The 14,793-nt window shown below is 54.2% G+C and carries 10 protein-coding genes; 5 read left to right on the forward strand and 5 right to left on the reverse strand.

From position 1 onward, the window contains the following. The first annotated feature begins 226 nt into the window (after nucleotides 1–226). The 4 genes from AB1483_05640 to AB1483_05655 all read left to right on the forward strand — a co-directional run bounded on the left by AB1483_05640 (nucleotide 227) and on the right by AB1483_05655 (nucleotide 8,637). Nucleotides 227–1,519, forward strand: coding sequence for a pitrilysin family protein (locus AB1483_05640; GenBank protein MEW6411941.1), 1,293 nt, complete (start codon nucleotides 227–229; stop codon nucleotides 1,517–1,519). Further along, complete coding sequence (locus AB1483_05645; protein MEW6411942.1) at nucleotides 1,516–2,835, forward strand: pitrilysin family protein; 1,320 nt, start codon at nucleotides 1,516–1,518, stop codon at nucleotides 2,833–2,835. The genes AB1483_05640 and AB1483_05645 overlap by 4 nt, the downstream gene beginning before the upstream one ends. 200 nt (nucleotides 2,836–3,035) lie before the next feature. Continuing rightward, nucleotides 3,036–5,096: an ankyrin repeat domain-containing protein gene (locus AB1483_05650; protein MEW6411943.1), complete on the forward strand. Its 2,061-nt coding sequence runs from the start codon at nucleotides 3,036–3,038 to the stop codon at nucleotides 5,094–5,096. A gap of 232 nt (nucleotides 5,097–5,328) precedes the next feature. Beyond that, nucleotides 5,329–8,637: a fused MFS/spermidine synthase gene (locus tag AB1483_05655; protein MEW6411944.1), complete on the forward strand. Its 3,309-nt coding sequence runs from the start codon at nucleotides 5,329–5,331 to the stop codon at nucleotides 8,635–8,637. Nucleotides 8,638–8,661: 24 nt separating this feature from the next. Here the strand turns inward: AB1483_05655 and AB1483_05660 are convergent, their stop codons facing one another. Together AB1483_05660 and AB1483_05665 are read right to left on the reverse strand one after the other, a co-directional pair. Beyond that, the gene (locus AB1483_05660; protein ID MEW6411945.1) at nucleotides 8,662–9,138 is read right to left on the reverse strand and encodes a NifB/NifX family molybdenum-iron cluster-binding protein; all 477 of its coding nucleotides are present in this window, start codon (nucleotides 9,136–9,138) and stop codon (nucleotides 8,662–8,664) included. Then, nucleotides 9,083–9,430, reverse strand: a complete 348-nt coding sequence (locus AB1483_05665) for a DUF134 domain-containing protein (GenBank protein MEW6411946.1) — start codon at nucleotides 9,428–9,430, stop codon at nucleotides 9,083–9,085. The genes AB1483_05660 and AB1483_05665 overlap by 56 nt, the downstream gene beginning before the upstream one ends. Before the next feature lie 237 nt (nucleotides 9,431–9,667). Here AB1483_05665 and AB1483_05670 point away from each other — a divergent pair, with 237 nt between their 5' ends. Continuing rightward, on the forward strand, nucleotides 9,668–10,588 hold the full coding sequence (locus tag AB1483_05670) for a DUF6599 family protein (GenBank protein MEW6411947.1): 921 nt from the start codon (nucleotides 9,668–9,670) through the stop codon (nucleotides 10,586–10,588). Nucleotides 10,589–10,611: 23 nt separating this feature from the next. Here the strand turns inward: AB1483_05670 and AB1483_05675 are convergent, their stop codons facing one another. From AB1483_05675 to AB1483_05685, 3 genes are read right to left on the reverse strand one after another with little or no spacing between them, the layout of a single operon-like run. Then, nucleotides 10,612–11,838, reverse strand: coding sequence for an aldo/keto reductase (locus tag AB1483_05675; GenBank protein MEW6411948.1), 1,227 nt, complete (start codon nucleotides 11,836–11,838; stop codon nucleotides 10,612–10,614). A 41-nt stretch (nucleotides 11,839–11,879) separates the two neighbouring features. After that, on the reverse strand, nucleotides 11,880–13,109 hold the full coding sequence (locus AB1483_05680; protein ID MEW6411949.1) for an aldo/keto reductase: 1,230 nt from the start codon (nucleotides 13,107–13,109) through the stop codon (nucleotides 11,880–11,882). Between the two features lie 38 nt (nucleotides 13,110–13,147). Further along, on the reverse strand, nucleotides 13,148–14,719 hold the full coding sequence (locus tag AB1483_05685; GenBank protein MEW6411950.1) for a hypothetical protein: 1,572 nt from the start codon (nucleotides 14,717–14,719) through the stop codon (nucleotides 13,148–13,150). Nucleotides 14,720–14,793 lie beyond the last annotated feature (74 nt).

Here is a 14,793-nt window from a genome sequence, read left to right on the forward strand (position 1 = left end):
TCAACTGCCATCAGATTCCAAATAAACCGTAGCGATGGCCGCTCTACCACGGGTGTCGGCCCGCCTTCGGCCAAACTCAAGGCGCCGCAACAAATACTCCCTCTGAACGTATATCAGAGAAATTGCGTCATAAACTAAAACGCTTGCGTAGTGACAGGCGAATCGGTTTCATAATCGAATAATGTCAGCAGCAATCTGTGAGAAACGCAAAGATAGGAGTTTCTGAATGCGAGTAGTGGTCCTGATTTGCTGTCTGGTGTTGTTTTTGCCGCTCGCGGCCCTCTCGGCCGACTGGCACATTCAACATCTTGACAACGGTCTAAAAGTCATGATTTTGGAGAACCATCAGGTTCCGCAGGTCAATATCTCAACAACCATCAGAGTCGGCGCCAAGAACGAGTCGGAATATTTTGACGGCGCCACGCATTTCCTCGAGCACCTGATACTCTTTCGCGGCACCCAAGAGATGACCGGTGAGGAGCTTGGCGACGCGATGAAGAGTCACGGCGCTTATTTCAACGGCTACACTTCATCGGATTGGACCGATTTCGTGATCTCTCTTCCCGGCGAAAATCTCGATTTCGCGCTGAAGATTCACGCCGACATGCTCTTCCGCTCCAATTTCCCGGCCGCCGAGATGGATAAGGAACGGCAGGCCATTTTGGAGGAAATAAATATTTCCGAAGACAGGCCCTTCTCAACAGCCTACCGGTCATCTTTGTCGGCGCTTTACGGCAAACATCCTTACTCGAAGAACGTGCTGGGCACGAAAGAAAACGTAAGCAGCATTCCGCGCGATTCCATTTACGCCTACTACAAGCGCTACTACGCGCCCAACAATATGACGATGGTCATAGTGGGTGATGTCGCTCCTGAGTCGACGACGGAGTTGGTGAAACAGTATTTCGGCGGTTTCCCGGAGGGAACGGTGCCGAAGGATAATTATGCCGAACCTCCGAAGAGAGGCGAGGTGGTCGCTCAGGAAATCAAAAAGGATGTCGGACAGGCTTACCTGATGATGAGCACAATCGGTCCGGATATAGCAAGTTCCGACCAGTTCACCTGCGACATCATGGCGGCCCTTCTGGGGACCGGCGAATCGAGTCGCCTTTTCAAGAAACTGAAAGATGAGCTCGGTCTGGTTTACAGCGTGGGCTTCTCGTTCTATACCAGCAAGTATGAAGGCATGCTGTTTTCCTTCGCCACCCTGGATCCATCGAACCTGGCATCGGTCGAAGAAACGATCAACGAAGTACTCAACGAGGTGCGCGAAAACGGCTTCACCGAGCAGGAGCTTCAGAAAGCCAAGAACTATATCAAGACCAGTCACTACACCTCGCTGGAGCGCGGTCTTGATCTCGCGGACAAGTACACGCAGTACGACGCCATGTACAGCCACGAATTCGTGACAGCCTACCCTGACAATATTGAGAAAGTGACGCTGGCCGAACTCAACGCGGCGGCTCAGAAGTATCTTAACACCGACTCATATGTCAAAACGACGGTGGTGCCCAAATGAAGAAGACAGCAACTTACACGGTAATGGCGGTTCTTGTAGCGATTGTTCTCGTCGGGTGCGGACACAGGGCCGGCCAGATAGAGATGGGAGCCGACAACTACGGCAAAGCGGTTCTCGATAACGGCATCACCATACTTGTCAATTACGACGAAACCACATCGCTGACCGCGGCCCGGGTTCAGATCGGTGGCGGCGTGCTTACGGAGACCGCAGAAAACAACGGCATCACCAATCTGATGACCAACATGCTTCTCAAGGGCAACACCGAGATGTCGGCCTCCGAGATAACCGAACGGCTGGATTTTCTCGGCGCCAATGTCAGTGTCGACTGTTCGAGGGACTACAGTTACATTTCATTCGTCTGCCTCTCGGAAAATCTCGAGGAAGTGTTCGACATTATCGCCCGTTCGATTACCTCGCCGACCTTCCCCGAAGCTGAGTTGACCAAGCTGAAACTGCAGGTCGAAGGAAACATAAAGGCCGAGGGCGATAACCAGGCCCAGGCCTGCAGCAAGCTGTTCTTCGCGACCATGTACGGCAACGAGGGTTATGGCCTGCCGGCGCTGGGAACGGTTGAATCAATCGAGAATATCCATATCGAGGATATCAAAGAGCATTATCGAGCCTTAATTGGAGGCAACAATATCATATTCTCGATAGCCACGAATCTGTCGCCGCAGCGCATCCCGGCGCTGGTTGACAACCGGCTGGGCGGAATTGAACCCGATATCGACTCGAAAATCGAACCATCGCTGAAGCTTCAGGAAAACAAAGAAGGTTTCATTTCGTTCGAGCGTAATCAGTCTTTCATTTACATGGGTTTTGCGCTGCCTCATCTGAGCCTGAAGGAGGCCGCTTACATTACGCTGCTGAACGAGGTGATGGGCAACAATGTCGGCTCGCGGCTTTGGTATCTTCGTCAGAAGGAAAAACTGGCCTACGCCGTTTACACTCAGTATGCCTTTGACAAATACGGCGCCATGTTTCGGGCTGCTATCGGGACTGACACCAGCAAAGTCGCGCAGGCGCTCAGCTCGCTGGATAGAGAGTGGAATCTGCTTGCGGAGAAAGGACTGGCCGAGCAGGAACTCGTCGATGCGAAGGTCAATATGAAAAACAATCTGATCTACCGCATCGATCGCAAGAGCAGTCGCGCCGCCAGCATGGCAACATCCGAATGGTCAGGATACAACTACCGCTTCGTACTCGAGCTGATTGACGCGGCCGACGCGATAACACTCGATGAGATCAACGAATTCGCCAAAAACAAGCTGACCGTTGAGAACAGATACGTTTCCATCGTCGGCAAAAAATAGACAGTCACAGTCTGACAACGGCAGGCCGACAAGGCCTGCCGTTTCGTCATCGCAAAAACCCCACCCCTCTGGTAGTCTTTCATAATCCTAAATGCCACAGATTCTGCGCCCGCTGTGTCTGCCGCTTGGTTAGAAGACATCGGGGTGAGCGTCTATAAGGCAAGTATGTTCTCTATTCTCATATAAACCAGGGAGAAATTATGAAAAAAACCGCACTGCTCACCGTTTTCTTGTTTGTTCTCATGGGTTTAGCTTACGCGGGTGAGATTCACGACGCCGCCGAGATGGGCGATCTTGAACGGGTCAAGTCCCTTCTCGAGGGTGATGCCGGTTTGCTCAGCGCCAGAGCGGCTGACGGAAAGACGCCTCTTCTGAGTGCCGCCTATATGGGCAACGCCGACATTGTGGCGTATCTTCTCGATATCGGCGCTGACATTAACGCCCGAACCAATTCCAACAGCACAGCATTGCACGGAGCCGGTTTCCATGGCCGTGATGAAGTGGTCCGATTACTTATCGCCAGAAAAGCGGATCTCAACGCCGCCAACAACTACGGCTTCACTCCCCTGCTGAGCTCGTGCGCGGGCGGCCGTGTCGCCAATGCGCTCATGCTGATTGAAGCCGGGGCCGACATCACCGCAAGAAATCAGGACGGTGTCGATGCTCTGCTTTTCTCAGCCTATGGTAGAAGTATCGAGTTGGTGGACAAATTGCTGACGTCCGGTGCCAGTATCGATTCCAAAAATAACAAAGGCGAAGGCGTCTTACACTATGCGGCTTTTGGCGGTAATCTCGAGTTGGTAAAGAAACTGGTAGACATGGCACAGGACCCGCTGGCAAAATCTACCGAGGGTTCGACGCCCCTGCACTCGGCCACCGGAGGGGGCTGGCCATCAGTGGTGGAATATCTGCTTGCGAAGGGAGCCGATGTAAACGCCGCGGACGCGGAAGGCGGCACGCCCGTCCTGAATGTTGTCTGGGAACTCTACCGGCTGGAAACCGACAGTGCCGTCGCCACTTTGAGACTTCTTGTCGACAAAGGAGCAGATCTCAACTGCAAGACAGTCAATCAAGAGACTCCTCTGGTAATTGCGGTTTACCGCAGTAACCCTGAGGTGGTGAGTTTCCTGCTCGATAACAACGCCGATCCGAACATCGCCAATCCTGACGGTAATACACCGCTCATGCTGGCAGTGACTCGCGGTGATGACGACATCGCCAGGCTGCTTCTTAACAAGGGCGCGAGTGTCGATATAAAAGACAACCATTACGGCGCCACCGCGCTTCACATGGCGGCGTGCAAGGGGAATCTCGACGTTGTCAAAGTTATGCTCGAACTGGCGACCGATATAAACGTAAAGGATAACGATGGCCACACTCCCCTTTACTATGCCGGCAGATATGGACATAAACAGATTGCGCAGCTACTTCAGTCAAACGGCGGCACGGCATCCAATTTGAACGATAGGTATGACCTCTCAGCTGCGCTCGCCGCGCAGGTCCAGCCGGGAGGAGCCATGCTGTGGTATCTCGATCACTGCGGGTGGGCCGTAAAGACCGCCAATCACTTTATCATATTCGACTACTGGCAGAGGGGGCTCCCCACTGATCCGTCGCTGGCCAACGGATGTATTGTTCCGTCGGAAATACTCGACCAGAATGTCGAAGTGTTCACGTCGCACACTCATCGCGACCATTATGACTCCGCTATCTTCGACTGGTACGGCACCCTGCCGAAACTTACCTACTATTTCGGTTTCCAGGCGGAGCTTCTCCCCGAAGACGCCAGGATGGGTTACAACGGTCAGCCGTATGAGTATATCGGACCTCGAGAACATCTGAGTTCCGACGGCATGGAGATTCACACTATCAGGGCCAACGACGCCGGGGTTGGGTTCCTGATTGAAACCGATGGGCTGAAGATTTATTTCGCCGGGGATCATGCCGGGTGGCGGGAAGCTCAGCGGGATGGGTTTATCTCGGAAATAGACTATCTTTCGGGATTAGTCGAAAATGTCGACTTTGCCTTCGTGAACGTTACCGGCTGTCATGCCGGAGACACCATTGCTCTGGCCGAGGCAACATTCTACACGTTGGATAAGCTCCAGCCAAAGGTCATGGTGCCCACCCATGGGAGCGGACGTGAGTGGGTTTACCAGAATTTTGCGGATAAAGTGGCAGCTCAGGGTTACCAACTGGAGATCATCTGTCCTCGGGAGAAGGGTGACAGATTCTGTTACAGGGAAAACCAGATAATGTGAGGTTTACCTGGCCTCTTTGCCACTACCTGTAGAGAGCGCCCCGGGGGGGACAGGCATCAACCTGTCCCCTCTTTCGCTGTCATGACGAAACATTCACAGAGGATGCCGAACCCTGTTTCTACTTGCGAAATCGCCGTTCGCGGGTTATTTTTAATGGGGATCTTCCCTGTGGATTATCGACGAATCGCTTGAACGCTGTCATGGTGGGCAGGCTCACCATAATAATATTAGCATGAACAGTCAGAGTCCAACGCGCATTATCGCACGCCGTTTATCACTGCTGATTACCACCTGTTTCTTTTTGTCGGGTGTCAGCGGGCTGATTTACGAGATCCTGTGGACGCGCATGATCGTGAAAATAGTCGGCGGCGCTCCGTTCGCGGTTGCGATTATCCTGACAATCTTCATGGGAGGCCTCGGCCTGGGCAGCTATTTGGCGAGCGGAAGGATAGACCGCATTGAGAATCCTCTGCGACTGGTGAGGCTCTACGGTGTCCTGGAGCTTGTCGTCGCCGCCTATGCGTTGGTCTTCCCGTTTCTTCTAATGGCGTTTGAGCCACTCTATTCGATTCTGTACAACAATCTGTTTGAGCACTTCATGCTCTACAATCTTCTGACATTTCTCGGCTGTGACCTACTGCTCATCGTTCCGGTGACCTGTATGGGAGCGACCTTGCCAATTCTCTGCCGGTTTTACGTCACGCACCTGTCGCACCTTGGCACCAACGCGGGGAGGTTATACGGGCTCAACACCATTGGCGCCGCGGTTGGCGCTTTGGTGTGCGGCTTCTGGCTGATCAGCGCTCTTGGAATCTGGGGCACACTGGCGGTGGCGGTGGGCATAAATGCCCTGATAGGGCTTCTTTGCATCAGGGCCGCCGGGGGTACCAGGCCGGTCGGCGGCGCGGGAGAGCGTGAAAAGGCGGCAACGGAGATTACCCGAGAGTCGGCACCGTCAGTTCATCGCGGCGCTGTCGGCGCGGCGCTGATAATTTTCGCCATATCGGGCTTCTGCGCGATGGCCTATGAAGTTATCTGGACAAAGCTCCTTGGCCTTCTGGTCGGCTCCACTACCTATTCGTTCACGATAGTGCTGGTGACATTCATACTCGGATTGGCGCTGGGCAGTATTCTTTTCGGCCGTCTTGCCGACAGGGTCAAAAATCCAACCATGCTCTTAATAGGCACTCAAATCGCCGCGGCGGTTTTCGCCCTCGGTGTCAGCCAGTTGATAGGTAACAGCCAGCTCTTCTTTGCCAAACTGCTATATTACACGAAGGATGAATTCGCATTGCGAAGCGCGCTCAAAGCAGCAGCGCTTTTTGTAATAATGATTTTTCCCACTATCTGTCTTGGCGCCACCTTCCCACTGGTCGGCAAAATATTTACTCGCTCTATTACCAGAGTCGGGAGGTCAATCGGGGTAGCTTATGCTATCAACACCATCGGCGCCGTAAGCGGCTCGTTTGCCGCCGGTTTCATCCTGATCCCCCTTCTTGGTAAAGAAACCAGCCTGAGCAGTGTGATCGCCTTTCAACTGGGCACGTCTCTTATAGTCACGGCGTGGCTGCTGGCAAAGAACAGGGAGAGCTTGATTAAATGGCTGCTTCTAATCATTCCCGCGGCAGCCGGTATCGCCGCGTGCTTTTACTACCCGATGTGGGACCGTCACGCCCTGTCTTTGAGCAGGGCCCACAGTGTCGATGAGATCGCCAACGCGGTCAGGTATTACAGTTGGCCCGAGACGATTCTTCACGGCGAGCAGATCATGTCGGATATGAACAAGGGACGGCTGGTATACTATGGCGACGGTGTTGGCGGATTCACGACGGTTCTGAGAAATTACTACGCTATGGGCGATACCTGCTATTCGATGGCCAACAGCGGTAAGGTTGACGCCTCAACTCTCGGAGACATGGGCACGCAGACGTTGCTGGGTAATCTTCCGATGCTTTTTCACCCGAACGCCCGCAATGTGATGGTGCTCGGGCTCGCGAGTGGTATCACCGCCGGCGAGGTGCTCAATTTCCCGATTGAGAGGCTGGATGTCGTTGAGATAAATAGCCAGGTGATTGACGCCAGCGACTTTTTCCTGCCCTGGAACAATAACGTATTGAAAGACCCGCGCACCCATCTGATAATACAGGACGGACGGGCGCACCTGGCATTGGGCGACCGGAAGTACGATGTTATAATTTCGGAACCTTCCAATCCCTGGCTGGCGGGTCTGGCCACTTTGTTCACCAGGGAAATGTTCCAATACGCCTGCGACAATCTCAATGAAGGCGGCATTTTCGTGCAGTTCTTCCACTCCTACCAGATGGATTGGGAGTCTTTCGCCCTTGTCGGACGAACCTTTGCCGATGTGTTTCCAAACGCCCTTCTGGTTTCCACGGCGCCTTCGGGCGAAGGGCCGGACTACCTGTTCGTAGGCTTTCGCGGCAACGGCCGCCTGTCGCTTGAGACGGCCATGCGCAATTTCAAGTACGTGAAGCGATCTGAGAACGTGGATCTACGCGACCCGAGGCTTTTGTACCGCATGATTCTTTCGGAGGACCTGGTGACCCTGTTTGGAACGGGCGAGATTACCACGGACGCGCACCCACGGCTTGAATTCAGCGCACCGAAACTCCTTTATGAAACCGACCATCAAACGACCGTCAGAAATATCAAGACCCTGGGACGGGTAAGCGCACTTACGAAGGCGATCGCCGACAGCGTGTCTTCCGACATCGATGCCCGCATTGATTTCGCCGCTTATGCTCTTTCCGTAAATCTCCCCTTCCCACGAATGGTAGACTTGCCCGCTCTGTCGCCGTCGCAGCGGGAGCGCTATTTAGATATCGCCAGGCAGCATGTAACGAATCGTTCAACCAGTTATCTTCATTTGATCGATGAAGAGCTTAAACACCATCTGCGCCTCTTCCAGATTGAGACCCTTGAGAAAGAAATTGATATTGTCGGTAATCCGGCGCTTTCCAATCGGTATCTCGCTGATCTGTACTACGAAGAAGGAGATATCGACAAAGCCGTCGAGCGTTATCGTCAGTCAATTGGCATGAGGCCGACGGATGGCGAGGCACACCGCAAACTAGGCGTGGCACTGACCAGGCAGGATCGCCTGGGCGAGGCTATTGCCAGTTTCGAAGAGGCAATTCGTTTGACACCGCATCTCGGTGAAGCGTACACCAATCTCGGCTTCGCGCTGGCTCTTCGCGGGGAAAACCATCTGGCCAGAGAGCAATTCATCAAAGCAATCGATATCACCCCGTCTGATGGTCGCGCTCACTATAATCTCGGGCTGGCGATGGCAAAGGGCAGTGAAACCGACGGCGCCATAGAACACTTCAGGGAAGCCTTGAGACTTGACCCGAATTTTGTCGACGCCCACTCGAATCTTGGTACCGCGCTCATTCAGAAGGGTCAACTGGATGAGGCTGCTGCACACTTCAACGCCGCCTTAAAGATGAATCCCAATTTCGAACCCGCTCAGCGTGGTCTTGAAAGGGTTAACTTCCTTCGCTCGGTACGCGGCAATTAGATGACTCCGCTCAGGCCATTGATGTCAGTTGCGTCCGCCCTGACCTCGTCCTCCCCCCTGGCCGAAGCCTCCACCGCGCCGACGCTGCTGTTCAATCTCGACGATCGATGTCCTGCCGCCGTGGTGCGCGCAGCCGCCGCGCTGTCCGTGACCGTGACAGGCAGTAGCGGGATCAATTTCTTCGAGGTCACCCGTTTTGATTTGCACTACGATGTCGCGCACACGCGTGCTTTCACAGTGATAGATCTTGATGCCTTCACTGTTCAGGGCCTCGATTGCTCGCCGGCCCATACCGGAGCATACCACGCAGTCGATCTTGTATTTCGCCAGCTGAGCCATCGGATGACAGGTTCCGTGGCTGTGATGCGCGTTGCGGTTTTCAAGCACTTTCAATTCGCCGGTGGCGTCGTCATAAAGCGTAAAAAAATGAGCCGAACCAAAATGGTCAGATACGGTGTCGTCCAGACCGGTGCTTCCGTTGGTGGGAATGCATGCCAACATGACAGCCCTCACTTTCTCTTAAGTTCACGGCGATAGCATCGTTGTTGATGATCGCCTCGATTATTTTCTTGCGGCCGCTGTGGACCAGACGCTGAACTGTCGCCCGGGATACACCCATGATAAGTCCGGCCTGGTACTGGTCGAGCTGCTCGACATCGCACAGGCGCAGGGCCTCGAATTGGTCGAGCGAAAGCACGCTGGTTTGGATTTCCCCCAGCGGTATCCCCCGGGGCTTATAAATCCGATCGGCATCGTATCGGCGGCAAAAACGGGTCTTCTTCGGCCTGGCCACTTGCGGCTCCTCTCTCGTTATGTGCATATGCACATAATCATTATCGGCCACACGGGCATTTTTGTCAAGGGTTTATTTACGGTCTCGAAAATAGCTCTCCCTGACAAAAAAACTGTTCATTTGCACGCTCGGGCCACCGGTCGTATATTCCGGTACCCGGCGCGGGTGGACCAACCCCGATTGGCGGCCTCTCGGCCGGTTACAACTCAAAGCGATATTCAGAGGAGTATGATATTTATGAACTTGCGACGACTTCTTACTCTTGTTCTTGGCACGATAGCCGTGCAGGCGGCTCTTTTGGGATGCGGCAAAGAGCCGGCTGATAACGGCAGTCCGGCCGATTATCTGGTTGCCGAGGTTGATTCCATCGGGCTGCAAAGAAACTCCGAGATCAGAACCTTCGTCGGAGACTCGCTGTATGAGTATATCGATGGCGGCGCGGAGTTGTACCACGCCTATGATTTCGTCGACGTGTCGACGGCAGATTATTTGACCAACGGCAGAGAGATGGTTGTGGACATCTACAGATTCGACTCGGAGGATAACGCTTTCGGCCTGTTCTCCACACTCCGTCCCGACGGTGTCGCCACGGCTGGTACAGGGGCGGCGAGCTTCGCCTCGCCTACCAATGTCGTTGCCGTGAAGGGCGTGTATGTGCTGATGGTTATAGCTTACGAGGACTCCGATGAGACCCGCGAGGCCATTTTGAGAACGGCGTATTATTTTGGCAACACGATGCTCGGGACCACCAACATCCCCAAGACTTTTGACCTCTTCCCGAAAACAGACGGAGTCGCGGCTACTGAAAAGATGTACGCCGAGTCCTTTCTCGGCCGGAGTTTTCTTACCGATGTTTACAGCCGAACGTATTTGTTCGGCACTGACACCCTCATTCTGTTTTTGACTCCGGACAAATCGGGCCAGAAGTACCTTGAGTGGACCCAGCAGCTTAAGCCCTCGGACACGGCAGGTATCGCCCTGCCGGCACTTCCCTTTGATGCAGACTATTCTCTGAGATTTCAAGACAATTACTACGGTGTGATTGTGGCCGGCTTGAAATCGGGATGGCTGGCCGGGGTGGTGGGTTACACGCAAGGTCACGAGCCGGAGATCGCCGATTGGCTGAATTCACTCTCCGAGCCTGTTGGTCAGTATTGACCTGTGGGTCAAAGCGATATGGCTTACGTGTAAATAGCTTTCAGCTCGTCGATCCGCGAAGCAATCTCGACGCTGTTTGCGCATATCGCCCGGCAGGTGGAACAATCTTTACATACTCTGAGATCACTGCCTGAGGAGATGCTGTCGAGAGTCACACGGGCCCGATATAGATCGCCGTACTGGGCCGCATACATGTGAACACGCATCAGGGTTGGTATGTCGACTTTTTTCGGGCAGTAGGCCAGACAGCTTTTGCATTGCCGGCAGAACCCCATGCCGAGCTTCACACTGTTATCGCTGAGGAACCGTTCTTCCTCGGGTGTGTACTCCAGATCGCGGGCGACAGAGAAATCCTGCCTCATGTGTTCATAACTCATGAAACCCGGCACGCTTGTACTGACAGCCGGGTTGCGCAGAACCCACTTGATGCACGCGGTCGCTATCGCGGCGCTGGAATGGTCACGGCGCGATGACTCGTTGGGCCAGCGGCTTCCCCCCGCCATCATCTTCATGGCGATAACGCCGACTCCCTTTGCCGCGGCGTTTTTTATCGCGGCGAGAAGCTTGCTATCATCGGACAACGTGAAATTGAACGTTGTCATAACGACATCAAAGTAGCCCCCGTCCGCTACGGCATTGATCGCTTCAGCCATGTTGGAGTGCATAGACACGCCGGCATGGCGAATCTTTTGTTGCTGCTTGAGGTACTCCAACGCCTCAAGCATGGCCGGGTTGTGGGTGTTTCGGGGATCGTGACCCTCCCAGACATAATAAATGTCGATGTAATCGGTCTTGAGACGGCTAAGACTGGCCTCACACGCGGCAGTAATTTTCCTTTTGCATTCTGATGCCGACAGGCCGGCAAACGCTTCGACATCGTCATTGCCCGTGCCAATGATTACCTTGTCGCGCACTTGCAGTTTATTGAGCACTCCGGCGGCAACCGTTTCGATACGACCGAGCTGATAGTTCCCGGAGAGATTGAAGTAACGCACACCAATCTCATAGGACGCCTGTATGATCTCGGGATTCTCGGAATTCATCACGCCAATGGACACGATGGGAACGTGAATATCAGTGCGCCCGAGCTTGCGATAGATTATTTCTTTGCTGGAACCGTCGGCCTTATCATCAGCTCCCTCAGCCAGGGTTATGGCGGGATTCAGATTGAGAAGTCCTGCCGAGAGGAGGGAGCCGCCCGCCGCGGATAGAAATCCGCGTCTGGAAATAGTCCTCTTCGATCCCGACATTCATCCTCCTTAGCCAGGCACTGACCCTATGCCCGGGCTTGCTAACAGTACATGGTTTTGAGCTCGTCGATGCGCCGGGCAATATCAACTGTGTTGGCGCATTCGGCGCTGCACAGTGAGCAACTGCTGCAAACATTCAGTCCGACGTTATCAGAGATTTCCTCAAGGGTAGTCCGGGCGTGGTGAAAGTTGCCATACTGGGCGCCGTACATGTGTACGCGCATCAGGGTCGGTATGTCTACACCTCCGGGACAACTCGCCAGGCACTTCCGGCACTGGCGGCAATAGCCGAGGCTCATCCTCACATTGTTATCCGAAAGGAATTTCTTCTCCTGTTCGGTGTATTCCAGATTGCGCGCGACAGAAAAATCCTCGCGCATATGCTCGAAACTGGTGAAGCCGGGAATACTCGTATGAATGTGTTCATTGCGCATCACCCATTTGAGGGCGGCGGTGGCGATAGTCGAGCCGGAGTAGTCTTTTCTCGAAGCCGGGTTGGGCCAGCGGGCGCCGCCGGCTTGAGTCTTCATAGCCACTATACCCACGCCTTTTTGAGAGGCGTTCTTGATTGCTTCCAGCAGGGCGGTGTCGTCGGCCATAGTGAAGTTTATGGCGGTCAAGACAACATCGTAGAAGCCGCCATCGACGACCGCGTTGATGACATCCGCCATATTCGTATGCGTCGACACCCCAACCCAGCCAACTTTCCCCTGCTGTTTCAGTCGGGTGAGTCCTTCGATGAGTCCGGGGTTCTTTACCGTCTCAGCATCGCTTACATCGTGAATGTAAAGTATCTCAACGCGATCCGTTCCCAGTCGCCCCAGGCTCGCCTCGCAGGCGGTGATCAGCTTCTGCGTTAATTCATTCGGCTGAAGCCCCTGGCGTTGTCCCTGCGCCATGACTTTCGTGCCGATGATTACCTTGTCTCTGACGCCAAGCTTTTTGATCACGCTACCCACCATCTGTTCGTTGCGCCCGAACTGATAGTAAGCGGCGGTATCGAAATGGCGGATGCCGAGTTCGTATGAGGCCTGTACTATTTCCGGATTGTCGGCGTTCATCACACCCATCGAGACAACGGGCATTCTCAGGCCGGTTCGGCCCAACACGCGTTCGATAATCCGGCCGCCGGCACTCGAGTCGGCCGACGCTGAAGTCGTCTGGGCCAGGCCCGTTCGAGCCGAAAGGCTCACCACACCCGCTGAAACAAGACCGGTCGCGGCGGTTGATAGAAACTTACGCCGGCTAAAGTCTGAGTTGCGTTCAGGCATTTTTTTCTCCCAGTGTATTTAAATTTCCTTATTGATATCTACTGACCCTGGCTCTCGAGAAACTGCCTGGCGTTGTTTACAATGATCTCTTTGGTAGCATCGGGGGTGACCGAATCTGTCGGTATAACCTCCAGCACTTTCCGGTAGCACATGGCAGCCGTCTCAATGTCACCGTTGGCGATACATCCATCGGCATAGCTGTCCCACACGTTGGCGGAATTCTCAAACGCCTCGGCATTGAGCTTGAACAACTTGACCGCGTCTTCGATCTGATTGGATTGCAGCATCCGGTATGCCATCACGTTGATGGTCGCTTCCTGGAAGAAGACATCCCCCGGACGGGCGGCCTTCAGTTGCTGATATATTTCGATAGCCCGGTCGATCTTCCCCTGCTGAATCAGATCGACAAACTCGAGTTCCGTTGGCGGAGGTTTTTGCCCTAACATATGTTGAACAAGCAAGTTGTCGGCGTATTCAGAAACCACGGCGTCGAGAGCCGCTAGAGCTGTCTGCTCACCGCTCACATATGCGTTCAAAAAGCCGAGGACATACTCACAAACAGTTGCATAGGAAGGGCCGTCGTCCACCGATTCGCCCGCCGCCGAATCCGGCAGCAGGGCCGGATAATGCGTAAAATCCGGGTGCGTGAATCTTTTGAGTGCCGCGAAATACCTCTCGGAATAAGGCATTGCTTCGCAGACGGATGGATCAATGGCGTCCGGAAGTCCCGGATACATCTGCAGCGACGGTACTTTCACACCGGTAAAATCAAAAGACGGGTTTTCTTTTATCAGCTCAGCGTTGTCCTTGTATAAATACGCACCGTCGAGCGTAACGATTGCATCAACATCAGAATTACGCATCTGCATCATCAAAGCTTCAACGCCCCCCCATCCGCACCCAATCACGGCCAGCCTGTCAGTATCGGCGTTAGGGTAACCGTGGAGCTGGGCCAGCGCAAACTCACGGTCTCTCACCTGTGTTTCCAGATCACCGGCGGTCAGAGCGGCATTCAGACTGAGAGTGCCGACCGAGTGGGTAGCCGCAACGATGTAGCCCTGGCTCGCCAGATATTCACACAGCACGGAATTTTCCGAGAATCCGCTCTGAAGGTCGGCGAAATATATCACGATCGGAAAGGCACCTTCTTGAGGCGCGGCATTTTTGACGGCGCCGACCGTCATATTCATCACGTCCGCCACGGGCGCCGCCCGGTTGCCGGCCGCCGCCATCAGGTAGCCGAGTTCGCGACCCTGCAATTGAGAAAGCAATCCGTAGAACCGGCTGTCATCGGGGGCGGGAAAAACATACTCGCCGTAGACCATCGGGGCTGACTCCACGGCGGGTTCGGCCGGATACCAAATGCATACCTGCACCGGTCTTGCTCGTTCCCCCTCGCGCGGGTCACCATCGTAATCGACCTTACTCTGGAAAACGCGCGAGTAATCGTATTTTTCGATAGTCGTGAAACCGACCGGGTATGGTCCTGAAAAGAGATCCCCCCACTGAACGGGTGGATCTGTCGACCGGGCCGGGGTTGAAAATACTGATATAAAAATGATTATCAGAAGCACGGCCACGTAGCGGGCCGGAATTGATGGGTTCTTCATCGTTCCCCCAATTTTTGCGCTTGTTTGGTTCTCGCTTGGTGTTACCGCTTGTTACCCACTAATGACGGACCAGA

It is taken from the genome of Candidatus Zixiibacteriota bacterium, from assembly GCA_040756055.1.
In the GTDB taxonomy this organism is placed as follows: domain Bacteria; phylum Zixibacteria; class MSB-5A5; order GN15; family FEB-12.

Bases quoted from the DNA above. Each gene is read 5' to 3' on its own strand.
- AB1483_05640 (MEW6411941.1), top strand. From the start codon at position 227: ATGCGAGTAGTGGTCCTGATTTGCTGTCTGGTGTTGTTTTTGCCGCTC.
- AB1483_05645 (MEW6411942.1), top strand. From the start codon at position 1,516: ATGAAGAAGACAGCAACTTACACGGTAATGGCGGTTCTTGTAGCGATT.
- AB1483_05650 (MEW6411943.1), top strand. From the start codon at position 3,036: ATGAAAAAAACCGCACTGCTCACCGTTTTCTTGTTTGTTCTCATGGGT.
- AB1483_05655 (MEW6411944.1), top strand. From the start codon at position 5,329: ATGAACAGTCAGAGTCCAACGCGCATTATCGCACGCCGTTTATCACTG.
- AB1483_05660 (MEW6411945.1), bottom strand. From the start codon at position 9,138: ATGTTGGCATGCATTCCCACCAACGGAAGCACCGGTCTGGACGACACC.
- AB1483_05670 (MEW6411947.1), top strand. From the start codon at position 9,668: ATGAACTTGCGACGACTTCTTACTCTTGTTCTTGGCACGATAGCCGTG.
- AB1483_05675 (MEW6411948.1), bottom strand. From the start codon at position 11,838: ATGTCGGGATCGAAGAGGACTATTTCCAGACGCGGATTTCTATCCGCG.
- AB1483_05680 (MEW6411949.1), bottom strand. From the start codon at position 13,109: ATGCCTGAACGCAACTCAGACTTTAGCCGGCGTAAGTTTCTATCAACC.
- AB1483_05685 (MEW6411950.1), bottom strand. From the start codon at position 14,719: ATGAAGAACCCATCAATTCCGGCCCGCTACGTGGCCGTGCTTCTGATA.